This window comes from Pseudoalteromonas sp. SR41-4 (assembly GCF_014163985.1).
GTDB classification, from domain to species: Bacteria; Pseudomonadota; Gammaproteobacteria; order Enterobacterales; family Alteromonadaceae; genus Pseudoalteromonas; species Pseudoalteromonas rhizosphaerae.
Genome location: NZ_JACJEI010000030.1, coordinates 22,664 through 49,606 on the forward strand (window position 1 = coordinate 22,664; position 26,943 = coordinate 49,606).

General features: G+C 38.0%; 30 protein-coding genes. 11 read left to right on the top strand and 19 right to left on the bottom strand.

Going from position 1 to position 26,943, the window contains the following annotated elements:
- Positions 1 to 4: 4 nt before the first annotated feature.
- From H5180_RS19030 to H5180_RS19045, 4 genes are all read left to right on the top strand, one after another.
- A complete protein-coding gene (locus H5180_RS19030) occupies positions 5 to 1,072 on the top strand; it encodes a type-F conjugative transfer system secretin TraK (protein WP_182758840.1) in 1,068 nt (355 codons plus the stop codon).
- Positions 1,069 to 2,427, top strand: a complete 1,359-nt coding sequence (locus tag H5180_RS19035; RefSeq protein WP_182758841.1) for a TrbI/VirB10 family protein — start codon at positions 1,069 to 1,071, stop codon at positions 2,425 to 2,427. Before H5180_RS19030 ends, H5180_RS19035 begins: the two co-directional genes overlap by 4 nt.
- Entirely contained in the window at positions 2,427 to 2,867 is a 441-nt protein-coding gene (locus H5180_RS19040; RefSeq protein WP_182758842.1) for a hypothetical protein, read from the top strand. Before H5180_RS19035 ends, H5180_RS19040 begins: the two co-directional genes overlap by 1 nt.
- A 478-nt stretch (positions 2,868 to 3,345) precedes the next feature.
- Positions 3,346 to 4,320: a hypothetical protein gene (locus H5180_RS19045; RefSeq protein WP_182758843.1), complete on the top strand. Its 975-nt coding sequence runs from the start codon at positions 3,346 to 3,348 to the stop codon at positions 4,318 to 4,320.
- A gap of 226 nt (positions 4,321 to 4,546) precedes the next feature.
- Here H5180_RS19045 and H5180_RS19050 read toward each other — a convergent pair whose 3' ends face one another.
- The 16 genes from H5180_RS19050 to H5180_RS19120 all read right to left on the bottom strand — a co-directional run bounded on the left by H5180_RS19050 (position 4,547) and on the right by H5180_RS19120 (position 17,233).
- A complete protein-coding gene (locus H5180_RS19050) occupies positions 4,547 to 4,789 on the bottom strand; it encodes a hypothetical protein (RefSeq protein ID WP_182758844.1) in 243 nt (80 codons plus the stop codon).
- Positions 4,790 to 4,798: 9 nt separating this feature from the next.
- On the bottom strand, positions 4,799 to 4,930 hold the full coding sequence (locus H5180_RS23655; RefSeq protein ID WP_259398326.1) for a hypothetical protein: 132 nt from the start codon (positions 4,928 to 4,930) through the stop codon (positions 4,799 to 4,801).
- 330 nt (positions 4,931 to 5,260) lie between these two features.
- A complete protein-coding gene (locus H5180_RS19055; protein ID WP_182758845.1) occupies positions 5,261 to 5,692 on the bottom strand; it encodes a hypothetical protein in 432 nt (143 codons plus the stop codon).
- Positions 5,693 to 5,835: 143 nt separating this feature from the next.
- Positions 5,836 to 7,284 (bottom strand): SH3 domain-containing protein, encoded by a 1,449-nt coding sequence (locus tag H5180_RS19060; protein ID WP_182758846.1) that lies wholly within the window; start codon positions 7,282 to 7,284, stop codon positions 5,836 to 5,838.
- Positions 7,285 to 7,719: 435 nt separating this feature from the next.
- Positions 7,720 to 8,250 carry a single-stranded DNA-binding protein gene (locus H5180_RS19065; RefSeq protein WP_182758847.1) on the bottom strand — a complete coding sequence of 177 codons (531 nt, stop codon included), beginning with the start codon at positions 8,248 to 8,250 and terminating at the stop codon, positions 7,720 to 7,722.
- 77 nt (positions 8,251 to 8,327) lie between these two features.
- Positions 8,328 to 8,624, bottom strand: a complete 297-nt coding sequence (locus H5180_RS19070) for a hypothetical protein (RefSeq protein WP_182758848.1) — start codon at positions 8,622 to 8,624, stop codon at positions 8,328 to 8,330.
- Between the two features lie 97 nt (positions 8,625 to 8,721).
- Positions 8,722 to 9,519 carry a hypothetical protein gene (locus tag H5180_RS19075; RefSeq protein ID WP_182758849.1) on the bottom strand — a complete coding sequence of 266 codons (798 nt, stop codon included), beginning with the start codon at positions 9,517 to 9,519 and terminating at the stop codon, positions 8,722 to 8,724.
- Positions 9,520 to 9,530: 11 nt separating this feature from the next.
- On the bottom strand, positions 9,531 to 9,962 hold the full coding sequence (locus H5180_RS19080) for a hypothetical protein (protein ID WP_182758850.1): 432 nt from the start codon (positions 9,960 to 9,962) through the stop codon (positions 9,531 to 9,533).
- 111 nt (positions 9,963 to 10,073) lie between these two features.
- Entirely contained in the window at positions 10,074 to 10,250 is a 177-nt protein-coding gene (locus tag H5180_RS19085) for a hypothetical protein (protein WP_182758851.1), read from the bottom strand.
- Between the two features lie 28 nt (positions 10,251 to 10,278).
- Complete coding sequence (locus H5180_RS19090) at positions 10,279 to 11,070, bottom strand: PRTRC system ThiF family protein (protein WP_182758852.1); 792 nt, start codon at positions 11,068 to 11,070, stop codon at positions 10,279 to 10,281.
- Between the two features lies 1 nt (position 11,071).
- Complete coding sequence (locus H5180_RS19095) at positions 11,072 to 11,818, bottom strand: PRTRC system protein B (protein WP_182758853.1); 747 nt, start codon at positions 11,816 to 11,818, stop codon at positions 11,072 to 11,074.
- A gap of 77 nt (positions 11,819 to 11,895) precedes the next feature.
- Positions 11,896 to 13,242 (bottom strand): hypothetical protein, encoded by a 1,347-nt coding sequence (locus H5180_RS19100; protein ID WP_182758854.1) that lies wholly within the window; start codon positions 13,240 to 13,242, stop codon positions 11,896 to 11,898.
- Positions 13,243 to 13,369: 127 nt separating this feature from the next.
- Positions 13,370 to 13,579: a hypothetical protein gene (locus H5180_RS19105; protein ID WP_182758855.1), complete on the bottom strand. Its 210-nt coding sequence runs from the start codon at positions 13,577 to 13,579 to the stop codon at positions 13,370 to 13,372.
- Positions 13,580 to 13,607: 28 nt separating this feature from the next.
- The gene (locus H5180_RS19110) at positions 13,608 to 14,135 is read right to left on the bottom strand and encodes a hypothetical protein (protein ID WP_182758856.1); all 528 of its coding nucleotides are present in this window, start codon (positions 14,133 to 14,135) and stop codon (positions 13,608 to 13,610) included.
- Between the two features lie 116 nt (positions 14,136 to 14,251).
- Positions 14,252 to 15,994, bottom strand: a complete 1,743-nt coding sequence (locus tag H5180_RS19115) for a PRTRC system ParB family protein (RefSeq protein ID WP_182758857.1) — start codon at positions 15,992 to 15,994, stop codon at positions 14,252 to 14,254.
- Positions 15,995 to 16,060: 66 nt separating this feature from the next.
- Positions 16,061 to 17,233 carry a DNA polymerase III subunit beta gene (locus H5180_RS19120; RefSeq protein WP_182758858.1) on the bottom strand — a complete coding sequence of 391 codons (1,173 nt, stop codon included), beginning with the start codon at positions 17,231 to 17,233 and terminating at the stop codon, positions 16,061 to 16,063.
- Positions 17,234 to 17,611: 378 nt separating this feature from the next.
- Between H5180_RS19120 and H5180_RS19125 the strand changes: the two genes are divergently transcribed.
- From H5180_RS19125 to H5180_RS19155, 7 genes are read left to right on the top strand one after another with little or no spacing between them, the layout of a single operon-like run.
- Positions 17,612 to 18,388 (top strand): thioredoxin fold domain-containing protein, encoded by a 777-nt coding sequence (locus H5180_RS19125; protein ID WP_182758859.1) that lies wholly within the window; start codon positions 17,612 to 17,614, stop codon positions 18,386 to 18,388.
- Positions 18,389 to 19,156 (top strand): hypothetical protein, encoded by a 768-nt coding sequence (locus H5180_RS19130; protein ID WP_182758860.1) that lies wholly within the window; start codon positions 18,389 to 18,391, stop codon positions 19,154 to 19,156.
- Positions 19,153 to 19,311, top strand: coding sequence for a hypothetical protein (locus H5180_RS19135; protein WP_182758861.1), 159 nt, complete (start codon positions 19,153 to 19,155; stop codon positions 19,309 to 19,311). Before H5180_RS19130 ends, H5180_RS19135 begins: the two co-directional genes overlap by 4 nt.
- A complete protein-coding gene (locus H5180_RS19140; protein ID WP_182758862.1) occupies positions 19,301 to 20,044 on the top strand; it encodes a TraV family lipoprotein in 744 nt (247 codons plus the stop codon). The genes H5180_RS19135 and H5180_RS19140 overlap by 11 nt, the downstream gene beginning before the upstream one ends.
- Positions 20,045 to 20,063: 19 nt before the next feature.
- Entirely contained in the window at positions 20,064 to 22,634 is a 2,571-nt protein-coding gene (locus H5180_RS19145; RefSeq protein WP_182758863.1) for a TraC family protein, read from the top strand.
- A gap of 14 nt (positions 22,635 to 22,648) precedes the next feature.
- Positions 22,649 to 23,368 (top strand): HDOD domain-containing protein, encoded by a 720-nt coding sequence (locus tag H5180_RS19150; protein WP_182758864.1) that lies wholly within the window; start codon positions 22,649 to 22,651, stop codon positions 23,366 to 23,368.
- Positions 23,369 to 23,376: 8 nt separating this feature from the next.
- Positions 23,377 to 23,946: a hypothetical protein gene (locus H5180_RS19155; RefSeq protein ID WP_182758865.1), complete on the top strand. Its 570-nt coding sequence runs from the start codon at positions 23,377 to 23,379 to the stop codon at positions 23,944 to 23,946.
- On the opposite strand, the gene H5180_RS19160 is transcribed toward H5180_RS19155, so the two are convergent.
- From H5180_RS19160 to H5180_RS19170, 3 genes are all read right to left on the bottom strand, one after another.
- On the bottom strand, positions 23,888 to 24,907 hold the full coding sequence (locus H5180_RS19160; RefSeq protein ID WP_182758866.1) for a hypothetical protein: 1,020 nt from the start codon (positions 24,905 to 24,907) through the stop codon (positions 23,888 to 23,890). The genes H5180_RS19155 and H5180_RS19160 overlap by 59 nt on opposite strands.
- A 19-nt stretch (positions 24,908 to 24,926) precedes the next feature.
- Positions 24,927 to 25,955 carry a hypothetical protein gene (locus H5180_RS19165; RefSeq protein WP_182758867.1) on the bottom strand — a complete coding sequence of 343 codons (1,029 nt, stop codon included), beginning with the start codon at positions 25,953 to 25,955 and terminating at the stop codon, positions 24,927 to 24,929.
- Between the two features lie 61 nt (positions 25,956 to 26,016).
- Positions 26,017 to 26,865, bottom strand: a complete 849-nt coding sequence (locus H5180_RS19170) for a recombinase RecT (RefSeq protein ID WP_182758868.1) — start codon at positions 26,863 to 26,865, stop codon at positions 26,017 to 26,019.
- Positions 26,866 to 26,943 lie beyond the last annotated feature (78 nt).

Genomic DNA, 26,943 nt, shown 5'->3' on the forward strand with positions numbered 1-26,943 from the left:
GAAAATGAAACTAATAAATAAAATAACAGCATCTATCTGTTTATCACTGAGCTTAATGCCGGCAGTCTATGCGCAAGACGAAGGGTTAGACATACCAATACAAACAAACTTTGGTAGAAAACCAATGAATGCAACACCGGCGGGTCAACCAGCTTACAACGGTGCCGCTGAATTGCGCGCTGCAACTAATAGCTTTGTACCTAGTGAAACTAATAGAGCAACGTCGAACGCTCCTGTAAGTAAAAGTAGTAATGAACCTGATTTCTTACAAAAGGTGAAACAAAGTTTTAAACCAGAACAATCGTACAATCTAAAGCCGGGAAGAAACATAGTTATTCCAGTCGGACAGGGTTTTAGTAATGCCATACGCACCAACTTTAGAAGTTTATCTGTTAAAACGAGTGCCAACGCAGAGCAAGCTTTACTTGAGGTTGAAGATGGCCACTTGTATGTGACGTTACGAACAATGCAACCAATTAGTTTATTACTATCTGAAGACGGTGTTATTGAATCTGAAATTTCTATCGTATTAGTACCAATGGCTTCACCACCAGCCATGGTAGATATTGATATAGATATGCCAGCTGAAATGACGTTAAAAGCGCTGAATCATTTTAACGAAATGGAAAAACAGAAAAAAATTGATAAAGCGACTCTTGAAGCGCAAAACGCACCGGTACTGCGTTCATCAAGTTATCAAAAGAGTATTGTTTCAATATTAAAACCGATAGCGCAAGGTAAGACACCTGCTGGATACTCAATAACAAACGATATACCAAATTACCTTAAACATCCGTGCCGTATAGCTATATATCATGAAGCGGGCCAGCGATTAAGTGGAAGCCAAGACTTTATTGATGTAGTTCTCGTACACAATGATAGTGATCGTGTTTACCAAGTACGTGAAGAAATGTGTCTAAATGATGGTGTTACATCGGTTGCGCTATATCCAAAGTCCTATTTACAACCTGGTGAAGAAACAGAGATTTATATTATTCGTAAACTGAAAAAGGCAAGTGCGGACTCATATGGTCAGACTAGACCACGCTTAACAATGGGGGCAGGTGAATGATGCAGGAAAAGATAAAAACCTATATTGAAGACAATCCATGGTTACGCAAGGGCATTCTTGGAGTCATATTTCTTGTTATTCTTTGGTTTGTAGGTGGATCACTGTTTACAGATGACACCATGAGTGAACAGCAAGTAGAGAGTCAATCCGTTACATCAATTCTGGGCCTATCCGACACACTAGGCACAATGGATCAACGCGAAGCAGAAGGTATTGTAGATGAAATGAAAGTACGTCTAGCCGATAAAGAGCGCGAGATGGAGGCTAAGTACAACAAAGACGCAGAAAACCTTGAGCAATTGAAACTTTCAATGCAGCAAATGCAAAATGAGATGTTTGAGCTGAAAAGGAAGAACGCTACGAACACAAAACCAATTGATATAAGCACTAAGCTGCCTAGCAAACAGTTTCAAGTACAAGGTGAGCCAGTCAGTTACAAAGCAGATCAGCAAAACCAAAATGTACTATATAGACCGCAAACTGAGATAATAACGCAATCACCGCAAATTAAAGGCAACGTTATTAGAACAATTACTCAACGCAGTATACGTGAAGTGCAGCGCTCTGGTGAAGTAACTATAAGTGATATTAAAGTTCAGCGTTTGACGAATGACAGTCAAAATGTAGACGATAGTCGTGAAGGACAAATTGCTAAAAGTAATGACGAAAGAAACCCGTCAGCAAAAGGGGATAAAGGTGAATTTACATTAGCAATGGGCTCAATATTATCGGGCACGTTAATTAATGGTGTTGCGGCGCCAACCAAAGTAGGTTCACAAGATACACCAATCCCTATTTTACTTCGTGTAAAACGCGAAGCGATTATGCCTAACTTTTTCTCACTCGATATACGTGAGTGTATGGTCCTTGGTGCAGGTATTGGTAACCTAGCAAGCGAACGTGTTGAAATCCGTGCAGAAGCAATTTCATGTATTACCAATGATGGCCAAGCCATTGAAAAATCATTAACGGCTTATGCTGTGTCTAGTTCAGATGGTTTAACCGGTATACGTGGCACGGTAATCGAGCGTAGTGGTAAAGCGATAGGTAACTCTATCAAAGCAGGCTTTTTGTCAGGTTTTGCAAGTGCAGCTGCCCCGCAGCAAGTACCTTCGATTAATACTGAGCTTTCTGCATCAACAGTATGGCAAAGCCAAAACCTAAACCAGTACGCTGGAGCAGGCATAATGGAAGGTGCAAGTAGCGCAATGGAGCGTGTAGCTTCATATTACTTAGCAATTGCTGAGGCTATGTGGCCTGTTATAGAGATTCCAGCAGGTATTGAAGTAGATTTCTTAGTTCAGAAGGGAATGACCTTACAATTGAACCAAGACGATATTAAGGACCTAAAATAATGGCCGGTTATTTAGCAAAACTAATTTTAGCCTCCAGCATTGCTATTTTATTATTGGTAAGCGTTAAAACTTACCAACAGACAAAACAAATAGCTCAGCTGCAGCAACAAGTAAGCAAAAAACCATCTCAAGTGATCGCCTTAAATGGTAAGCGATTAATTGATAAGTTTATGCGTGATGGAAACACACAAGCGGAGTCAATGGAGGCTTTCGCGCTATTAATAAAAATGATGGAGGATGAGGGAGTATTAATTATTGATAGTAACCAAACAATAACTGCGCCTACAGACAAGCAATTTAAAGATCTGCGCGTAAGCGATATAAACGCAATGGCTAAAGATAAAGGTATAAATATAGTTAAGTTTCGGGATGAAATAATTGAACAAGCAAAGAAGGAAGCGGACAAAATGATAAAAGAGTTAGAAGCACTACAAAGGTAGATTTAAAAAGGCCAAATACCCAACGGAGAGTAGTGTTGGATACTCGGCCTAACCCTTGAGAGACATAATACGTATTTCGATATTTTAGGCTACTGATTAGAAAAGGGTACAAATGAGCATAAAAAAGTGATCATCATTTGTGAATTATCTTGATCTAACTATTTAAGCGAAGTATCCTTTGCCCGAATTTCGATAAATAATTGAATAATTAACATATAGTTAAGGCTAAGCACAACGAAGAAATAACAAAAAAATAACATTGCTAAGCAATAGAAAAACAAAACCGACATAAAAGTCGGTTCTAGAAAGGTTTTATATTTATGTAATGTTGTAAGCAACCAGCGCCAACTGGTAAGTCCCACGTAACTCAGGACAGCTTATAACTACATAAAAATAAGGTCAAGGGCTTTTTTGGCTAAAATTTAAGTTATAAGTGTTTTTTTATGAAAATTACTCTATCTGATCGTAGTGTCATCCCATGAGCGACACTGCAATAACGGGTCGCTCTGTGCATAGGCATTTGACTCCGCATTTCGATTTTAAAGCTAAAAATCCAATTGCGAAGCTCCTTGTTGCTCGCATTGAAATGCATGATTTCAAACTAAATACGTTCTTAAACAAAGCGCGATACGCTGGTGGCATTGTAAATCTTGGTTTCAGTAACCTCGTACTCGCGGCGCGAACTAACCGTATGCGAATAGAAAGAGAGCAAACCCTTCGCGAAACGATGAAGGCGTTAGTTTACTGCGCCTCATACAAACCCTATTCAGATTCACTATTTGAAATTAAAATGTCCATTAAAGCTTTGGCCAAAATGGTTAATCAACTTCACATATCAGGGCCAACAGCCAAATACCGCCATGGCCGTGAAAACTACAACCCTGTAATTAATGCATTAAAGGATTTAGCTGCTGCAGGATTGGTCATGCTACAACAGAATTACAGCGTTAAACTAAAGCGCTATCAAAGTATGCGTATCTTCATCACCCCTGAGTTGTTCACATCCCTTGGTATCAATAAAAAAACCGTTAAAAAGCTTATAAACTCACAAAATAAGCACGATATTAAAAATGGATTTGATGTAAATAAATCAAATAGAATAGAGCATTTACGCGCGCAAAATAATGCGGCCATACAAGAACACGACAGCCATAGCTTAAAAGCATTTAAGGCCCGCCTTAAAAATGAATTCAATGTTCCTGACGATATACGCGAGATGAAAGAAAAGGTAACGTCGCTGATTAAAAAGAAACAAAAGGAAGTTGGGAGCGAACAAAAACCAGGGGCCAATCCACAACAGGTGTTTAACCGGTTAGTTGTAAAATTGAATGTGCCTGCGTTTAAAGTTTATGAATTAGAAGAAAACATAAAGCAAGAACATCCCTATATTGAGAAAGCCTCCCCCCCTTACTACGAGCTGTTAATAACATTACTAAAAGAAAGTCACCTATAACCAATTAGGTGAAAGCACACGGCTGCCCAGCCATCAATGACCCATCAAAAAACACCCGATTTCAGAAAAAACCAACCCATAAATACGAGTTTAATTATTTCTTAATGATACTAAAGTTGAGTGCTATTATTTTTGAACAATTAATTGGGGGATTTTTTAACACACATACTTAAATAAATTTATTAGAGCTGGTTTTTAAGCCCAGCATCTAATTTAACTGTTAAAACTATTCACTATCATTAATAGACATCACTACTAGATTATCTGGATCTGAATAGTAATTTGAAGGTAAAGTACCATCAAACTCTAACAGAAAATCGACATCGTCAGAATTAACACTGTTATCTTGATTGGATAATAGAACACCAGATTCACGCATTTGCTCATCAGTTGCAGTATCAGCAAACATTGATGAGCTAGTAGTAATCAAGAAAAACACACCCATTAAAATTACGAAGAAAATAATCATTGAGTTCTCCTAGTGAACTGTTGGTTTAGTAAAGCGTTCAGACTTAGCTTTAATTGATTTGATTAATTCTTGGCTAGACCCTTTAGTTAAACCAAGTTGCTTTTGCGCCTCAAGTAAACGTTTGTTGAAAAGTGATTCCATTATATTAAAAGCCAGTTGTGAGTTGATGAAATAATAGTATCAACATTCAATATTTGGGCTACTGATTGGAAAACAGTTACTGAAAGGGTTTCTGGTAAGTATTCGGTTACCCATAGTCGAAATACTATTTGGTCCACTGAGCTATGTTGACAAGCTTATTGAGTTATATATTGAAATAGGGCGTAATCTTGATTATTGAAAATGCTGGAAAAGAATACCAGGCAAGGACATACACATTAATGCACTGATATTAGTCAATGAAAGTATAGTATCGAGATAGGCAAAAAAAATGCGCTGAACAGCGCATTTGATTACATTGAGTGGTAGATGTTATTTATTAAACTCTAATTTACGCTTCAGCGCGTTAAAGCCTTTTAAAGCATTAAAGGTAATTGCTTTGCGGATCGGCAGTGAAAAAGACATTAACGGTAAACTTAATTCATTGTTTTTGTTTAAGTAGTGCAGCTTAGCACCCAATAGATAATTGAAAACTATGTATATATCTTGATGATAAGCATCTGTCTTAGAACAATAAATTACCCGGTGAAAGATAGAGCTTTTATTATCAACAGAATGGTGTGCATCACGGACATTAAAAACATTAACTGGTTCGCCACAGCACTCACATGAAGTGGGTCTAGCTATTCGTACCTGAACACCATTAGCACATGCAAAACCTATGTTAGCGCTTCTGTTACTTTGGAACGATTCTTTGATTGGTTGAGCTATCAAGCTCTCAACTTTACTCTGTACTTTTTCCATTCTAATTCTCTTGTAATACTTACTGGTAACTCGTTGTTGCAGAATAATTTTAACTTAATAATCAGGAAGTGAAAGTGTGATTCGCTTCATCAATTGTAAAACAACGATACTGGCTGAAAGTGTATAATAGCGTGCACTTATATTTAGTCGTCATAATCAAGGGCTCGTGACATAACAAAACCAGCAGTGCCATCATGCACCACCTGGGCCCAACCCCAATCATCCAAACCTATTAAAGTAACCTCATCACCAGCATCTAAGCTACCGATAACATTGCTTTGTGGGTGTGCATTATCTCTAAAGTTAACAGGTCGAGTAATAACTGCAACGACCTTTTGAATATTTCGATCCATTGGCTGAACTTTAACCTCTTCATCGATTTCAATGTCATTCTGTAACTCTAAAACATCATTTTTACTGGTTTCAGTTTCGCTCTGTGACTTTATATCAATCAAGTCAGTTTCAATGGCAACAGGGGCAGGAGTGGCCATTGGTCGAATATCTTCATTGACTTGCGCAGCATTTAATAAAGATTGCTCTGCAAAGCCATAAACACCTAGTTCATCTTCAACAACAAACACACTGCCGTTATGAAGTTCATCTACAACATTGAAACGTGCGCCACCCATAACTAGGACTGGGGGAAGTGCGTTATCCTGCACGATTGACGCGACATAAATATCTTTTTCGGTCGTTATTACTTTTTTTGAATCAAGTATTAAGTTTTTGTAAGGTAATGCTCCATCGACATCATTTGAAATTGCCTGTGTTAGTAGTGGCCACGCCTTGCTGTACGACTTGTAATGATTGATGTAAAACTTAGCCAGGGTGAACGATGCGTTATTGTCGCCCTCTGAATGCAACTTATTCAGAATTGATTCTATGAAAGGGTAATCTGCACTGATGAATGTTCCTCTGTCATAGAGTGATACTAAATCAGTCATGGCGTCTTTATTACCATGTTTGGCAGCGACTTTAAGCCACAAAATAGCAGGAGAGGCATCATTCAACGGTTGTTCTGTATCAAGTTTTAATAATTCTGAGGCGTAGATGTATTGCGCGGAATCATTTCCCGCTTGAGCGGCTGCGATAAGCGCTTTTTCAGCTTGTTTTGTTTTCCCTTCACGCTTTTCTAAAATGTATAGATTTAGGTAGCCAAGTGCATCCCCTTTTTCACCTGCTTGAGAATACAAATTTCGCGCTTCAATCAAGTCATTTTGCTGCTCTTTAATATAGGCCATGTTGACTAACGACTTAACATACCCATTATTAGCTGCATCTTGGTAAGCGATATAGGCTTTTTCTAAGTCTACCTGACCGAAAACACCTTTTTCATACAACACGCCCACCATGAATTGTGCTTTTGGGTTACCTGATCTAGCTGCGCGTAGTATTAATTCAGACCCTTTTTCGGTTAAATCACCCGCGACACTCACTTGCTTTGTTAGCATTAACTGGCCAAGCAAAAGTTGGGCTGAAGTATCACCCACACTGGCTTTTTGCTGTAAGTCAGTGATTTCGTTTTGCTCAATACTCAGTGCGCTAAATGAGATTGCAGCCAGTAGGCTCGTGTAGATTAACTTCTTTAACATTATTTACTCCGCTTATGAGATGTATAAGCGTATTAAAACGTTTTTAATCTAGGAAGTTAAAAAATAGAGATACCTAAAAAGGGGTGTGTAAATTTAAATGTTTGATATTTGATATTTGATATTTGATATGGAATAGATGGGGAAATGGCGCACCAGTGGAGAGTAACCAATTCAAAACTGGCGCGACACCAAAACTAAAAGTTTTTTCTGCTCAAACCCTAGAGCAGATTTTCATTTTACACAACATTCCTTTTAATTCAATGTGAAAAATGAGTATTTCAACACAAGAACAAGGATAATTATTCTGTTTATAAATAATCCTTGTTCGCCAGCATCTTATTAGGGGGGAAACTTATAAGAGAATGATACAGGACTAAATTCGGGTCGCCGGTAGGTATTAGAAAAAAGAGTGCTCAGTGGCACTCTTTGATGGTTTTACTCAAATTCTGAGTTAGGTGCAAAGCCTTCCCCATGCATTGCCTGATATTGATTGCTAGGTCTTGGGGCGCTCTTGTGTGGTTCTTGTTGCTGAACTCCCGCGCTTTTCTGTTGAGATTGGTTATGAGTAGTGGGTGCAGGTTTATTATCTTGGTGTTGATCGTCAAGTTCGTTTGCATTGTTATCGGTGTAAGCATGATCTTTCTTTTTACCATCTAAAAACTTGATAGTGTGGCCTTTAATATTTTTATGATAAATTTTACCTTTCACTGAATTATTCTCAATAGAAGTGCTTTGCTCACCGAGTACAAACACCAAACTCCCTTTTTTTAGGTATGTATTTATATTTTCTGCCACTGAACCTGTAAAAAAAACATCATGGCTTTCAGTTTTTTTCTTATTCTCACCATCGCTTTTGTAATATGTATTTGTACCGATACGAATATTAACGATAGCTGTACGTTGCGCTGTATAACGAAGAATCGGGTCTTGGAATAAGTTACCTAGAACTAGCATTTGATTGAACATAATAAAATTCTCTATAAAGTTTATTGGTGTATTTGGTTATTAAAGCATCATTTACATTTCTGGCTACTAAGCTAGATTTACCCTCTGGCCTTTTTATAATTCTGGAATGTGGCTGATTTCATTTCTGCATTCAATAGACAGCGTTCTGCTATGAAATAAAGGCTAATAAGCAATAATGCATATTTAACGCTCTCTTTAAATACAGCAAAAACATACTGAGTTTCGTTGATAGCGACATTTGCATCTGTTTCAATATGAACTGGGGGAAGGATAGATAACCAAATAAACATAATTGACGCTGTTAAGATGATCGTAAAGCAGGTTGCAGTAATAAAAAACCTTACAAATCTATATATGTAATTTAAAATACTCATTCGTTTCTCTCTCGAAGTACAAAATAATTAAACGTAGTTTTACCTTTATTGAGTGAAAGTGAAAAAAATAGAGAGGGTCAAAACACCCTCTGTAAATTTATCCCACCAACTCAAAACGAGTTTGACTTAGCTCAGAGAAATCATAATAGGTTGAGTAGTTGCCTTCTGGCTTTGCTGTGCCCTCGATAGAAGCTTTAGTAATAAGCGCATCATCATGCAAATAAATACCCTGTAGGCCATTTAATTTAGCGGTCGTTATATTTGAAACATCATGAGCAAAGAGATCTGCAGGATGGCCATTAAGCATGTAATCACGCCCTCGAAGTAATACATGATTTATTAAACCTTCCGCAATGGCGCTATGTGTTATATAGCTAGTTGTATGCCTAAGCTTTAAATAAGAGCCTATAAAGTAATAGAGTGAAGGTACATTGTAGTTATCTCTTGCCTCATACCCACTTGTGCAAATACTGATTGAAGAACTCACACTCAACCCAAAGTCTGTACCAAAGAACTGAGTCGCTTTCTCTAAAAATGTTTCATCTTTGCGTACTGAAAAAGAAGATAATTGCTTTGTTACTGGGTCTGGACACATTGAGTCAGCGAGTATATTGATAGCTGCCGATGCTTGAGTGATTATGCTGATAATGTAATCTTTATCACTTAACGATACCGCTTTTCTAAATTCACTGCGTTCACTTACGCTTTTGGCCACTACCTTTAATTCTGCCAGCGCATTTAATGACTCGCGTTCCACCAGCTCACTCACGAAAGGGAATTGCTCAAAGCGATGGTTATTATTCAAGATCAACTTCATAAAGTCTCTATGCAGTAAGATATTAGCCAATTGCAGGAGTGATATTTTCATTTCTTTTGGTGTTTTAATGGCAAGCATTGGGTAATCCTCTATTGATAGCTGGTGGTTGAAATATCGCTTACAAAAGCCATGAACGAATTGCTTTTGTATTCACAACCCTCAAAAGTGACTGCACTAGGAAGCTTACCTAAAACATGAAAATAGCTACGCGCTTTACGTCTAATGTGGCAAATTGCATTTTTAGGTATAGGGTCGCTTATGTCGCCTTCACGTAAATTAGCTTTAATGCGTAGAAAATTAATTTGAAGTTTCTGCTCAACCGCTTTAGCTTTTGTATAAAGCGCGCTTAGTTCAGGGTACATTTTCAACAGGGCGGTACTGTGACGATGTTCTAGCGGTATGCGACTCTTAGCATGTAATCGAACTTTCATGCTTGTACGCTTTGCGTCAGCGACTTCATTGTGTAAGTCTGGAATGGTTTTAATACGAGCACGGCGCTCTTGGTAAGTATCTATTTTCATAATGACAAACCTAACTAGATTGAATATGAGTTAAGTTTGCCAGAATAAGATAATCGCGCTACTGATTGGGAATGGGCTAAATTAAGATGCAGAACACCTACAGAAATGGATTTAGAAATTACTGAGTGAAAATGATTCTAAATAAATCTCTTGCGTACCAAACTTTGAAACCGCCTCTTTTGCCGCCAGTTCCAGAGCATAACCAACACATTCCCCTTGAGTATTAACTGTTTTACGAATATCTTTGCCACTTTGTTTACAGATGAAAATAAAACTATAACTTTTCATTTCATTGTGTGCTCCCTTCATCACCAAATTAAGTGCGCTTATCAGTGAAGCCAAACATTGTCCAGATTTCTGGGGCGATTGGCAAGGCATTCACAGTAAAAGATTTTAAATCAACTAAAGCGCCATGCGCCCTAATTTCACCTTCACGGACTAACTGCCAAAATAGCTGCGTCATTTGCAATGCTATTGCATTATTTATACCGAGCGTTTGTGATCTCATTGCTTCAACATGCGAACAACTTTCGGTCGCAATATACTCCTGTGTTTTAAGCTGATCTGCATATAAGTCAAAAACAGAAGGTAAGCGACTGTATGGTAGGTCTTCTCTCTGTTCATACGTACCAAGCACTACTTGCCCATCTGCCCTGCTGTTCCCACCATCAATCCATAAAACTTCGCTGTTTAGCCGCTTTTCTAAATGCTCACCCACGGTGACACGCGCAATTGGATTATCGACACATGTAAAAACTACACAGTTATTGGGAATATACTTGCCTATATTTTCGGGAGTTATTCGTTTAACTACGTACTTCCACTTTAAGTTACCAAACGTATTAAAGCGTTCAATGAGTGTCTTTGCTTTTGATAAACCGAGATCAAAATGGTAGAACGACTGCCTCCCTAGATTAGTGGGACTAACTACATCATCGTCAATTAACGTTACGTCTAGGCCAGCACTACCTAATTCCATTAATGTGTAATTAATTTTGAAAATTTGGCTTATTAACTCAGAACCAGTACCACCAGCACCAATAATTACAACTTTAGTTTTTTTGTTTTGAAATTCATTATCCGTTAGCCATTGCGGTGATTTATACATTTTATACTCCTTGAGTTAATGTTTTAAAAGACACGGTAGACAATACAAGTTCACTCGCTTTAGGTTCGCGATTTTCTTTTTCAAACTTCTTCCATAAAGCAACATGCCCCGCTGTTGTCACATCCTTTTTACTCTTAAAGGTTTTAGGGTTATTTATGTGGCTAAAATTGGTATCAAATAACGCTGATTCACACGCATTACGTATTTGCTTGCTATCTGATTGAACGTCATCAGGCAATGTCGCAGAGCCTAAGCAGAGTGAGCCATTGAGACTTACATTCATCAATGGTGCGTTATAGAGTTTCGTTTCGAAGGTTGGGCGAGATTTTGATTTACAGCTAAACACTCTTAACGTTCGGGCATTACGATTTAGGGAAAAAACAAAAGGTGGCGTGTGAACTTTCAGTGAAAATTTATTTTCACTAGCTACAAACCAAAGCGCTCTTTTTTGAGCGGGTACATACCAGATTAATTGATTGTCACTTGAATACAAAATGTCTGTATCTATCCAGTTACATTCGCTTTCTATAGGCTCGTCTTTCAAGCTGGCGAGTGCTTTTACTGCTTGAGCAATGTCGATGAATTTACCATCTTTGATTTTGTTATTCGCATCAATGTCATGGTAAGTAATATAGGTAGATGACTCATACTGATTTACAACTATGGCACAATGGCCTTTCATGCCACCAATTTCTTCGATATTGGTGATTTGCTTTATATAATCATCAGAACTATTTTGTGCAAACATTCTATTCGCTCCTATATTTAATATAGGTTCATAATAAAATATTTGAAAATTCAGGCTACCGAACGGGAATACACAAACTAAAAATTAAATTGCTTTGCGCGCTCACTAAGGAAAGATAAAAAGTTCATACAATACGAATTAATCAACGTGTTTTTTACGGTAGTTATATTGCTGTCTGTCAGTGATATTTTATAGCTTAATGTTAGCTCGTCTACTTCATAAGCATGATTGTAAACATCGTCAATCACACTGTAGGCAGCTTCATTATCGCTAGTCATGTAATCAGTTAAAACGAAGGTTCTAAGTCCAATATGATCTTCATTAGCTATTTCTAAGTAACCATTGTCAGTTGCTTTACTGGCAACATCATAAATTGCTTTCAGTATTTTAGCAGAACTTGCCTTTTTGTTGTTAAGCTTTGAAAACATATCAGGGTCTTGAAACCTTGATGCTAAATAGCTAAAACTGGCGATTCTAGTCAGCATTTGATGGAAAAAAGTCACCAGAGACTCCAATTCACAGTCTATGTTTATACGGCTGTTAGCAAGTTCATCTACATAACCTTCATCACACGCCATCAATCGCTCTGCATCCAAGTCATTAAAGTTCATTAAAAGCAACTCAGATATTTCAATATCATATTCTTTTTGAATACGTGCCAGCAAAGGTAACGCTAACTTAACCCACGCAGTTTGGTCTTGTAATTCGTCTAAATCTAACTTGCTCGATAGCAGCTTATTAACTTGTGCGATTATTTTGGTGTCCGTGATTGGATCACAACTTTCCATGTGGTTGTAATAAGATGCATTATGACCTTGATCGAATAAGTTACCCTTGCATAATAATGACACTAAGGCACTGGCGGCTTTAGAGTTAGAGCGAAAACTATCAATGTTAACAATCAAACACCCTTCAATATTAGGTGTCTCAAATACAAGTTCAGAATTGTTGTAAGTAAAGTCAAAATCAGGGCTAAATTGAGCGTCAAATTCCTCAATTAGCTCACTTGGCACACCACCAGCAATCAAGTCTTTTTTAGCAGTGTGTACATGCGGCATAAGCTGCTCAATAAGCTTAACGGGTACGTTAGCAAGCAAGTTACGAACAAGATTAATTGATTCTTTTGCTTCATCAATCGTTGTCGGACGTAGATTGGGAAGTTGATTTGGGTGAATCAGATTAAAATCAATAGCATTAATAATAACACCAGAATATTTTTCAATAAAGTCAGAGGCTTGGCTTAAATAGTAACTGTCATTTAATGAATTAAAGTAATTAGAGTTTTCATAAACAAGCGTTTCACCAGTAAGGCTAACTAATGGGTTAGTTACATTAATGGCGGTGCAAACATTCTTAATACGTTTATTGGCGCGTGTATCTTTTTTAATTTTTGTTTCAAAACCACAACCTTTGATGAATCGCATGTTTTGTATTCCTTCTTAAATTTAATGCTTGCACTTGGCTTACTAGCTTTTGGTTTTACTGAGTTATCACTGTGTTCAGTTTTGTTAAGCTCAATCAAATAATCTAAATTTGATTGAGCTTGCGGTGTTACCCGTTCGTTTTGCATGGCGGTAACTCCACTTCGTAAAGAATTGAGCCATCTGATTGCGGTATCCCATCTACTTCGAGAATATGTGTGAAGCGAAACATAGGGAAATTAATCATTAATTGGTCAACATTTTCTTGTAGAGAACCATTTGGTAAAGGTGCATCAATCTCACGCGCACCCACTTTGAAAATTCTTTTTAGTTTATTCATTTTTTTGTTCCTTACTTACTAATTAAAATTAAATGCTGACAATATCATCGAAATCATTAAATAAATCGTGTTCAACTGCTGGTGGCTCTTGAACTACAACAGGTGCTTGTGCTGGTTCATTTTCAACTACTGTAGTAGCTGGTGTGGTTGCAGTATTAGGCTTATTATTTTCTTTAGGCGCTACGGCAGTGGCTTTGTTGGCTTCAACGGCTTTAGTTGCGCTATTTAAGGCATCTATAAAGCTTGAGTTATTCATATTTGAGTTTGCTTGCTCTAATGGAGTGCCAGCACTATGCAAAAAGTCATTTAATTGCGTTTCTATGCTTTCAGGTGTGCCTGTCATAACCCAAGGGGTTGATAGGGCTGCACGAAGGTTAAAATGGCTCTCAGCGTTAGCCTTACCATCTTCTAATATGTCAGATTTACCAGACTTGCTTAATGCTGCTAACTTAGGAGTGAAAACGATAGCAAGCTCAGTGTCGTTTTTTGAAGTAACGTTAATTGCTACTCCCGCTAATGTCGCGCTATCAATGATTTTTTTAAGAGTGTTCAACATGGTTATCTCGTTTAGTTAGTATCTATGTTTTAAGTGTCTACATAGTAAAACAAACGAAAAAAACCGCTACTGATCAGGAAATAGCGGTTTGGGTTGGGAAGTTATGTAAAAAGGGATTAGCGTTTAAGTAGTGTCAATAACGCTGGTGGCGCGTACTTCTGCCAGTTAAATTTAGTGCCTAAAATTGATTTAATGAAATCGTTTTTTTTGGCCGAGTGCATTGTTTTAAAGCTGTCCTCTGCCTGTTCATTGGCGGCCTGTGCAAAGCCACTACCAGAGCATAGTTGTTTAAGCCCCTCAATCGTGTAGCTTGAAATATTCTCTTTACTCGGTTGCCATTCTTGCACTGCTTTATCAGCAAGCCCATCAATGCTTTGAAATGCTAATTCATAAAATTGGAATGCATTTGCATTATCAGCGCCATCACTTGTTAATATAAAATTAGTAATAGATTTTGAAAGTTCATCCAAAATTTCTTTTTTAGTTTTGGTTGAAGCAAGTTCAGCAGCGATTTTACCAACATTATTAAACCCTCTTTGTTTAGAGTGTGCGCTGGTTACACATGCAACAGCAAGGCTTAATCTAAATAGTTCGTTATCTTTTAACTCATTACGTGCAAAGTCCACCAGCTCCTTTTTATGAGACTCAATGACCACGTTTGAAGGTTGGCAAGCAACAGGCTCAACAGTTCCCAGTGTTTCGACAGGCGCACTAGTTGTTTCTGCATCCGCTTCATTAATAATACCTTTATTGTCGCTCTCGGATTTCGGAATACTTTTTTGAATTTTTTTCGTTTTTGCTTTTTTAGCTTTAGCGAGTGCCGCAACACACTTATCATTGCAGTCAACATCAATACACTGACTTTCAATAACAGTGCCTTCATGTGCTGGGCGGTCATCAAGTATACTGATGCGCTTAGAGCAAAGGGCGCAACCGCTAGTGAATTGTTCTTCACCCACGGTAGTTGTATCAACTTTTCGTCTATCGGCTGGATTAGACTCACTAAAAAATAAAACTTTACCGTATTTTTCTTCTAATTTATTTTTTTGGTCACTTAAATATGCCTGTGTCTTGTTTCGGTAGCATGTGCCAAACGAACAGGTAGAGCTTTGTTCATCACCTAAATCGAACAAACCCACTTGGCGCTCGCTGTTATGCTTACATGAGTTACAATCTGTTTTATCAAACTTGGCCGTACCTAATGGCAACTGAACTTTAGTTGCTCGTTGCTTTAACTCAGCGACAGTCAATTTCTCATCAATAACACGTTTTAATGTGCCGATTTGAATTTTCTCTGGCAGGATAGATAAAATCAAAGCATGACCTGCTTTAATCTTGCCTTGGTCTAGCGCGTCCAATACTTGATCACAACAATGAACAAGCTCAAGTCGTTCGTTTAGCTTTTTAACACTCCACATAAGGCGCTTGGCTGCACTTTCTCTATCGCCATTAAAAAAGCTTAACCAGCGTTTTGACGCTTGAATTTGGCTAACAAAGTCTAAGTCCTGACGAACTGTATTTTCGCAAAGGTGCTGCTCCATAGCTTCACGGTCTGTAAGCTCTTTATGCTCAACATCAATTGATTCTAAGCCGTTACTGATAGCCGCTGAAACGCGTCTGTGGCCAACAACGATTTCAAGCTCACCTTCACTGTTTGTGCGTACTACAGGTTTTTGAATGATGCCAATATTACGAATTGACTCACACAGCTCGTTAAAGGCCTGTTTATCGTTTTTTCTTCGTGTGTTACCCCCTTTAAACTCTTTTAGTTCAGCAGGGTTAACAGTGATGCTACGTGAAGCAATAGACGCATTTGGCGTAGTAGCTTCGGTTTCATTTTTATCAGTTACAGTATTCATTAATAATCTTCCCAAGACTTAATAAGTTATAAGTATGCTAACCAATTTCGATTTTCTGGCTATTGATCAGGTTCGCAGTGGTAGCACTATCATGCGGCTGGTTTCATCTTCACCTTGGATAACAAGATATTTATCTTTCGGGTGTTGTCCAATTCGCGCAACTTTGCTTGTTACGTTAGCCACGGCTTGCATTAAGAAGTTTAAATTTACAGATAGCGCATTTTCAGGTTTAAAAGTCACCTTTGATTTAAGGTAGTCCTCACCAAGCGTTTTCCCGCCTTGCACTGTGCGTAAATGTGTTTCTTGTGTTTCATCGTCAATCAATAACTCTATAGCGGGTAGACGCTTATCAATGGCCGCAGATAAACGCCCCAATGCATCAGCCATATCTTTTTGTTCTAAATCCATCAACCAATCTGGTTCATTTAAAAATAATTCGGATAAGTCAGGGAATTTATTATCAAGTAACTGAGAGCGAATAAGTGTACTTTTGAAGGTGATTTCACATGAATTGGTATCGCAACGTAGGCGTACTAACTCACTTGCATCACTTACTTTTAGCCCTTGAATCATATCAATTAACTTAGTGGGGATAACGATATTGAAATCATTCTTAGAATTTGTAACATCAAGCTTATTATCGTAAACACGGTATCCATCGGTAGCTGTTAAAGAAATCGCTTTTGCTGAACAGTCTAGCTTTATATTTACACCATTTAGGGCAGGTCTTGTGCTGTTGTTGACCGCCACTGAGCCACGCGCTTGCACAAGTACGTCTTGAAGTCGCTTTAGGGGGATAGTCAATACTGAATGTTCAGCGTATAACTTTGGTGGTGCTGGGTACGCGCTAGGGTCTGCGGTATCAATTTTCATTTTTGAACGTTTAGCAGTAATTAACCCTCCATTTTCGCTAAAATCATCCCATGAGATTTTTACAGGCTCGTTTGCATCAAAAGACGTATAAGCACTAACAATAGATAAAAGCTTTTCACCTGAAAGTAAAACCTCTTTATCTTCACCCAACATATCTATATCGCTTTCAAAATTTTCTATTCTACGCGCCATAGACTGCCCACCATTTGAAGCACTCGCGTAAGCGGCAAGCTTGCCACCTTTGTTCGTAATAAGAATGCGAGCGAACTCAAGTACACCGTTACTCTTTTTGTTAGAGCAAGCAAGGCGAGCGATAGGGTTTAAGATTGATATAAAGTCTGCACAGGGTAATTTAATAAAAGACATAAGGGCTACTCTCCGTAAAAGTTAAATAAATAATACGTTTATTTGAAATCCTGACTACTGAACGGGAATTAGGTTGAAGCCCACGTAAATAAAGGGGTTAGCTAGTGTGGATAAAAGTAATAGCGTGAAAGAGTCAATAAGTCCAAGCGTATTAGATGATCGGGTTTTTAAATTCACAGATTAATTTTAAAAGGTTTAACAACCGAAAAGACATGGGGTTACAGGGTGTAATTGGGTGATCGGTTTTTTAAATTCACAGATTAATTTTAAAAATGAATATTTAAATAATTAGAGAGGCACTTTATACCCTCTGTAATTTTAGCCAAGCAACTTATAGGGTGTAAAAATAGACCTAATCAAATTAGATAGGCCTTAATTATGAAGTTAAATATGAAGAATATGGTAACGCTTGCATTAAGCGTTACATTTTCGTTAGCAGCGAATGCTGAAGGCGTAAAAGTTGAAAAAAGCCAAGCAGAAATCGTACTGCAAGCCGCGATAGACAACTTTACAAAGCTTGTACCAATTCCAATTGTCGCAATTGAAGAATCACCACTTCCAAATATGGTGCAAGTTGTTACCGAAAAAGGCGTGTTTTATGCCACCAAAGATGGAAAATATATTGTTGCTGGCAATGTTCATGAAGCTAAAGAAGGCCTTCCTAATTTAACTAAAGCGCGTTTAGCAAAAGAAAATGGAAAGAAAATTGCTGAATTAAAAGATAGCTTTATTACATACAAGGCTGAAAACGAAACTAGTGAAATAGTCGTTTTCTACGATACCTCATGCGCGTACTGCACAAAATTTCATAATGAAGTAGAAGACTTCAACCAAGCGGGTGTAACTGTCCACTATGCAGCATGGCCAAGACAAGGCGTATACAACCAACAAAATAAAACGCAGTACACTGGTGCTTATTACAAATTAGAGAATGTGTGGTGTGCCGAAAACCCTAAAGCGGCCTTAGATGCCGCAGCACATAGAGCGAACGTGCCAAGAAGTACGTGCGAAAATACAATCCCTGAGCAATTTGCACTGGGATTAAGTTTAGGTGTAAGTGGAACGCCTGCCATTTTCTCAATTGATGGGCAGCTAGTGCAACGAGGATATGCGCCAGTTGATGTTCTAATTAAAAATCTGAAAGGCGTTAACTAAATGAAATTACTAACCCTCCCCATTATTGCGGCACTTCTAAGCAGTTCTGTTTTTGCAGAAGAAAAAGTAAATAAGGATGAAGTTAAATTACCTTTACCGTCACGCACTGAATTTGCAGAACAAACAAAACGTGACCTTGGAAAGTACGGTGCTGTAAACGCTATTCAAGAGCTGCCGGTCTCACGCTTGTATTTTGTCGAAGCTGAAAGTGGAAGTTATATAATAAGTTCTGACGGTCGTTTTGCTATTGAGGGAGCGATAAAAGACGTATGGCATAGAAAAACACTCAAAACTGTGGACGATGTGCGCGATACATTGCGCATGCCTTTATCTGAAATGAAATTCGACTTTCAAAAAGACCTAGCTTCACTTGTTCTTGGCAATCCTGATATACCGCGCCAAGGGGTTATTTTCGGTGATCCAACAGCTAAACATACCCAAGAATTTGTAGCAAAGATTAACGCTAACAAAGAAAAATACCATTTCGTATTTGTCATGATGCCGCTGATTGGTGGAGAGGATGCAGTAAAGCGCAGCATGAGCATTCTGTGTGCACCAGATAGAGAGCTTGCAATAGAAGATTTAGCTAACAACACAAGCAAATCATTCTTGGACACAAATGAAGGCTGCCCTGACCAGAATTTAATGTTTACTGTTTATATGCAGGAAATTTTTAAAATCACCAATTTACCGCATGTTGTACGAGAAGATGGCCTTGTGTCGAAAGGCGCACCTGTTGAATTAGATAAATGGTTGGGATCATTATGATTAAAACATTAACAATAATAATTTTGGTAAGTGCATTAGGTGGCTGTATGTCACCAATTGGCAGTGAACCTGATCCGCGCCATTGCCCACGCTACCTGACTCAAACAGACAACATGTGTAATCATTCAGATTTAGGGATTTACAATGAAATTTAAGCTTTTAACTACTTTAACGTTGGTCATTAGTGCTTTAAGCCTTCAGGGGTGTGTGAACTCACTAGGTAAAGAAGAATTTACCTGTCCAAATTTAAAAAAAGGCGGAGTATGTGGAGGCCCTCGTGATGTTTATAAATTAACGAACAACCGCGTTAGTCTTGAGAACCTAACCCAAGAAGAGCTTAACGCATACCGCAATGGCCAAAATACAAATCAAGTTTCATTGTACGAGAGTGATGGTGAAACAAAGCAAGTTATTACCAATCAAAACAAAACAACAAAACTAGAAAATAAATCAAGTAAGCGTGGTACAGACAATAGTGTTACCTATGCAGCGCGTGGAGATGGCCAACAAACCCCCGATAATTACCAAACACCGGAAGTCTTACCGCAAACCCGATTTTCATACCAACAAAATCAATATGAACAGTGGCCAAGCAATAATGAACCACTCGCACCTGAACCATTAGCGACGCTTGAGCCCGCTCAAGTTATGCGTGTATTAATTGCCTCATATACTGATTCGGATGGCTTATTACATATGCCAGGATATACATTTGTTGAAGTTACACCAAGACGATGGAGTTATGGTGAGGCAGCGAACGACAGACCATCTCGCGTAGTACCGTTAGAAGTAAAACGCCGCAGTGAAGAACAATTCAACCGTGCTCGTAATCGTTCAAACGGGGTCGATGCTATGGAAGTTGTAAACCCAATCAATCGTAAAAAGTAAATAAAGGGGTATTTAAAAAATGTCTGCATTTCGCCGCCGTAACGAAAAATTATTAAAGCACGAAGCTTTTGCTGATTTATTCCCGTACTTAGAATACTGGGAGGATGAAAAATTATTTTTACTAGAGGGGCCTTATCTTGGCTTTGCATTTAGATCAATGCCCACAAACGGCGGCAATCGTGAAATTTTAAATAGCTTAACCGGTATTTACAAAACAAAATTCCCCAAAGGAACACTTATACAGGCATCTTTAATTTCAAGCCCTGATATTGAAAATCAGCTATATGGTTTTCGTGCTGCACGAACTGGACGCTACTTAGGTAAAGACCAAGAGCAAGTTTCATCCATAGCAAAAGCTGTTCATGATTTCTACCGCAAGGGTACAAACGAAGGAATAAATGAATCTGATTTTATTTTTAGAACTTTTGAGTTCATTTTTACTATAAAAATTCCAATTAAACAGCTTGTACCAACTAGTAATGAACTGACGCTAGCCAAAGATGTTAAAAAGCGCGCTTTACGCTCACTGTCAATATTAGGCGCAGTAGAGCTTGATGATGTAGGTTTTCGTCGCCGCTTACGCGTTATGTTCAACATGTTCAATAAAGACAAGTGGCGTACACGCCCGCACTTTAAAGAAAAGTCACAATCTTCGGGCTTAATGCGTGATCAGATTTTAGATCCTGGCAAGCGAGTTGAGATAGAAGGTAGTGGCATAAAAATACTAGATGAAAAAGATAAAGAATGTGAATACATTAAATCGTTGTCTGTAACTGAAATGCCAGAAAATATGGTTTATGGTCAAATGATGGACTTGCTTGGTGATTGGCTAGAAGGTAAGGGAGCACCTTTGACAGAGCACTTCATGATCACACTTAATATGTATTATGAAGACGCAGTAAAAGCTATTAAAGATATTAAATCTAAACGTAGTTTTATAAACTCACAGGCAAAAGGCAAGTTAGTGCAATGGGTTGACCGATTACGCTTCCAAAATAAAGACTTTAACGATATAAATCGTGAAATAGAGCAAGAAAAATCAACTATTGTTAAGTATGCACTGCAAGTAAATGTGTTTGCTAAAAATGAAGAGCGAGCTGACGTATTTGCAGAAGAACTTATTGCATTTTACGAGCGTAAAGGTTGTACGCTGGTTGATAATAATTTTTTCACAGTACCGATGTTCATAAGCTCACTACCATTGGGGCTTAGCGAAGAAGTTGTTAATCTCTCAGGCCGTTATAATGTGTGTACTTCAAAAGCACTTCCTTTTTTAACCCCTCATATGGGGAGCTGGGCGGGAAACACCTCGGAACCTAGACTATTATTAACATCACGGTTAGGTCAGCTGGTAAATATCGACTTTTTTAAATCACAGACTAACTATAACTTTTATATTGCAGCTACTTCTGGAGCAGGTAAGTCTTTCTTTACGGGATACCTCATTGCAAATATGCTTTCATCTGGCGTTAAGTTACAAGATGATCCCGATAACCCTGCACAAAACAAAGATTTCGATGATGGAACTCAAGTATTCGTAATTGACGTGGGGCGTTCTTATGAAGGCCTAGCAAAGCAGCTGCATGAAGCACAATTCTTAGTGTTCAATAAAGACTTAGCCTATACACTAAATCCGTTCTCATATATTCATGAGTTTGATGGTGAAGAAGGTCAAGGTATACAATGTCTAGCACAACTAAAAACAATGGCAGCACCTTCAGGTAAAATATCAGACTTTCAAAGCTCGCAGATGCTGACCCTGTTAACTGCGCTATGGAATGACAAAGGAAATAAGGCCTGTATTGATGATTACTATGAACTGTGTGTAAAAAGTGAACATGAAGCAGTGAGAGAAATTGGCCACCAGCTTAAACCATTTTGTAAAGGGTATTACTATGGCGCATATTTTGATCCCGAAAAGCCGCCAGTCGATTTCTCTTCTCGCTTAGTGGTAGTTGAGCTCGAAGAGCTAAAAGGCGACCCTCACTTACAAACAATTGCGTTAATGTCTGTAATTATGTCAATACAGCAAACAATGTACCTTGGTGGGCAAGCACGTCGTCGGATGTTCCTGCTTGACGAGGCGTGGGAATATTTGAAGGGCGATGAAGCAACAAAAGCAAGGCTTGGTTTTTTTAGTCAATTCTTAGAAACAGCTTGGCGACGCTTCAGAAAATATAATGCTGCTGGTGGGCTTATCACTCAATCTGTCATGGATGGTTATAGCTCAGATGTAGGTCGAGCGATACTTGATAACTCAAATTGGCTACTTTTACTTAAACAAAGAGAAGAGGCCGTTGAAAAACTACAGAATGAGAAAGCATACTCTGGTAGTGAATTAGATTTTAAACTGATAAAATCAACACATACGGTACAACCTGATCCGTCTAGGACAGATGTTGCTTATTCTGAGATTTTTATAAAGTATGAAGGACAATCACAAGTCTGTCGATTATATACTGATAGACGTATACAGCTTACCTTAACCACTAATGCCGACGAAAAGCAGCGCAGGCAAGAGTTAATTGATAACGGTTACTCTTTCATGGATGCAATTGACCAAATGGTATTAGAAGACAACCGTCAGTAAATAGTGAAAATTGAATGTTAAATTTGAGTAATGAATCCCTTGTTGTTTTGGAGGTCCGGCGTCTTTTTGGCGCTGGACGCAGCTTGGTTAAAGCTAATAACAAGGTGATAACTGAGTTAAAGAATGCATGCTTTAACCAGGATTACAATACTGCAAAGATAGTACAATTGGCTCATACGGATGGCGCAGTGCTATCAAAGATAATTGAAATAGCTAATAAGTCGGTAAGATACAAAAGAAAAACGCCTATAACTGACCCAGCCCAGTGCGTAGCTCGTATTGGTCAAAAATGTATGCAAGGTATCGCACTCCATTTGGAAATTGAATCGCTTAGCGTCAAGCTAAATGATTTTTGGAAGAAAGTTTTCATAAAAATTGAGTCCAATACAAGAAAAGCACTTTTAGAAGCAATGAATTTAAATAAGGCAAACGAAAGTAGTAACTTGTTTGAAATAACAAATAAAACCTTACTGCTTAGTTTATCTTGTTACGCCAAGGCTATTGCATGTTCTAACATCGACATTCAGATGACCAAAGAGTTACTTCAATTTGTACTAACACCAGAGCCTGTGATGGCTGAATTAATTCAAACGTCGGTGGGGGTTCGTGTTGAAATACTCTGTTTTTCTGAAGAAGACATTTCAAAGAGTTCATACATTGCTGCTGCAGCATGGGCAAAGGTATCTGGGGTAGCAAACCCTAAAGAAGTCTGTAACCTTGAATTTAGTCCATAGGGAGTTATATGAGTGTAGATATATTTGAACATGTTGAAGCTATAAAAGCTGGGGTTTCATACTTTGAAAACCAGGACAGTATAATTGATGCAGTTTCAAGCTTGGAAATGATGGTTTTCTTAGAAAATGCATTTAAAGGGCGCAAAGTTAAAATATGTGCTAATTACTCTAAGGCCAGTGGGTATCACTTTACTATAGACAGACCAAAGGCGGGTTATATAGTTTTAAACTCTGTTTCGGGGCAATGGCATCATGATAATTACATAGAACAATTTCTTATGCGTATAAGACTCTGTGAGTTGTCATCACTTCCATACCAATGGGTAAACGAACAAAACGAACGCAACCACGATATAAAACTTTTAATCGTTCATGATGGAGATAAGAACTATTTAGAGGCGCGTCGGTATTTTGATTTATATGGCGGGGTTCGGTGTGATAATCTTTGTAAAACCATTGAGGATTTTACTGTTTCTGCGCAACTTTTATCACAAATAGTGCAACGTGATATGGGCTTGGTTAGAAAAAGATCAGAGGCTCCCTTTCATCATTTTCAGTCCGAACACACGCAACACTAGCATATTCAAAAAAATTGTAATTAGACCTACTGTAAAACACACTAGGTCTTTTACATATAGCACCAGTAGTTACATTCAAACATTCGATAAACTCCCCATCTAAGTGCAAAGAGGCACGCTCAGGCATTAAATCATCAATAATAAGAGTATCAATTTGACTTTCAACGTCATTCATCAATGACAATGGAACTGAATTTTCTTTTTTAAGGAATAAAACTGAACTGTGCACAACTGAGTATGCGCTGCATCCTAAATTAGTACGACTTGAGATTTTTAAGTCACCAGTTTTAAATAAACTGGAATTAACCCTACTTACAAAGCTATTCATTAGTTTAAAACGTTCGCTATAAGGAACATCTATTAGCTTTTTACCATTCACTATCGCAGCATCAACGGCTGTAAAACCAAATCTTGCTGAATAGAAGCCTTCCACAATAGTGTAACCCAAGCCAAGTCGCTTAAAACCAGCCTTGATCATGTTCGTATATGTCGTTGGTAAAGGGAGTGCAGCCCCTTCAATACCAATTTTGTTAGCTGGATAGAATCTAACATTGTAAAATTCATCAAATACAACGACTGACTGAATGCCTGAATAGACTTCTAAGCATGGATGATTAGCTAGGCCATTGATTTGCTTGTCATCTAACTTTGAGTAGGACAGAGGCATGATAGGCTTCGATTTTAGCTGCTCTAGCTCAAATGTTTGGACTGAATTGTCATTACGTTTGGCAACTTCAAAATCAATTTGCTCTAAACATGTAATTTCTTCTTCAAGGCGTTCATAAGCCAAATGTTCACGTTTAAAGCCACCTGCGGTAAATTCTTCATACTCAAAGTTCAAACCCTTACCACACAGATCCAAACGTATGAAAAACTCAGAGTCGTTCTCATACACCATTATGCGTACTGATTTGCGCTCATTTTCATTACATTTTAATATGACACGAGTTTTAATATTCATTTATTTCACTTTTAATTATTTAACAAAGAAAGTCGCTAACAATAAGTTCTTCAGACGATTCCATATGTTCATGCTCTGCCGGTGATATAGTTTGTACTGGCTCAATCTCACTGCGTTTGTTATTAACCAATATTTCATGATTGAAATTTCCGAAATCAAATGGATCTAAAGTAACCTCATTATTATCGAGAGAGCTAGTAGCACTTTGACCACGTGATGCAGCAATTTTAAATGCACCATAACGCGGTAAGTTTTTCTGTTGAATTAATTCAGCAGGGGAGAAAAGGTTAGTTTTTCTACCAATAACTCGACCAAAGTCATTCTTAATTAAAGAATCAGCTCTTTCTTGTTTGCGGAAAAATACGTTATGCATTTCTACCGCTACTTTGTACTTAGCAGTCACAGATTTACCAAGAATTTTTTCAGGGCATTGTAATGCGTCATCTTCTAGTGCGCGTCTGTATGTTGATGCTTTGTATATATCAAGCCATTCATCATCATTAAATACATTGAAGCCGCCGTACTTAATATCTATGTAGAGTCTTTTAATTGCTTCCAGCTCTTTAAGAGAGAGTCCACACGAACCTTTACTTTTATCTATATTGAAATTGATACATGCAGCGATAACTTCACTGTTTGGCTTTTTAGGTAACTCACGATAATTAATATGGTTATCGTTGCCACAAAGCTGGTACATATCAGTCGTGTATAAAATAAAGTCCTCATGAACCTTTGTCTTCGTACTAGAGTTAATTAGGTGACGAAAATAAGCTGATTTCAGCTCAACAACAGCAGTGAGTTGTTTGGTATTGCGATCAATTGCAGGCACTACACTCACAAAATCAAGTAATTCGCTTAAATCCAATTCTAACTTTAACAATGTTTCGTTAAGGGCAAGTAAAATGTCCGACTCATTGACCTCGTGCAAAGAAATAGGTGTGTTTTCATGAATAATTACACGGTTATATTGACCTTGAACAAAATGGGTGATTTTTGCTGTTTTATTGCTTTTGTAGTGCTCAGCGATAGCTATAATAATTCTACGCACGATAGATATCCTTTAATTAATCATGTTGAGATGGCCACTATAGGCCATCTCAACAATCTGGCTACTGATCTAATTGGTTGGCCAACAGTGCAGCAAAATCTTCATCGCTCACTGATTCTTCAGTAAAATGCGCAGTTTGATTAACTTTAGGTGTTTGTTGTTCAACCTTAACGACAACACCCGAATCATTAATGCTTCTGTTGTTCGGCAGTAAACCTAATAAGTTTGCGAGGCTATTAAACGTTCTGCGTAAAATGACGTTTCGTACACAACGACTGGTAAAGTTAACCCAAGCACTTATACCGGCTTCATCCATCATTTGAGTTTTATCTGAAATAATAGACTGAATTTCATTTGTGCCAATATAGGAGCAATAGAACGTACCATCCGTAAACGTTATCACTGAGAAGGCGGCAACTATTGCGTTTCCATCGGTTGTATATGAGTGGATAAAACGAGGTGGAGTGTTCTCACCATACCACTCAAACTGATCACCATCGTGCACGACACTGAAATTCGTTGATTTGATTTTTGAACATGCACCATAGAATTGATTCATGCCCTGGATTCCAATTTGGACTGTGGGAAATACTTGTTCACAGTGAGATTCCCAATGTATAAACAGATAAGCCTCTTTGTCGTATGGGTTTATCGATAGGCCCATGTTGGCTATTTCAATAATACACCGTGCTAACTCCTTTGTTTTAATGCTGTCAAAGCTAGGTTTGCGGTTGCTATACAATTTTTCTTTATTAACTTGAGATGTTATCCAAGCAAATAGTTCCCGTAATTGGCTATTAATTTCATTCACATCAAATGAACGCCCAATTTTGTTTGTTTGATACGTAGCTATAAGTTTTGTTCTAAACTCTTTATCTAAAAATAAATCGATGTAATTGTTATGTGACATAGTAGCCTCCAGTTTTTTCAGTAGTTAAACATATTTAATAATTCTGGCCACTAAATGGATTTAAGCATTCCTATTTTA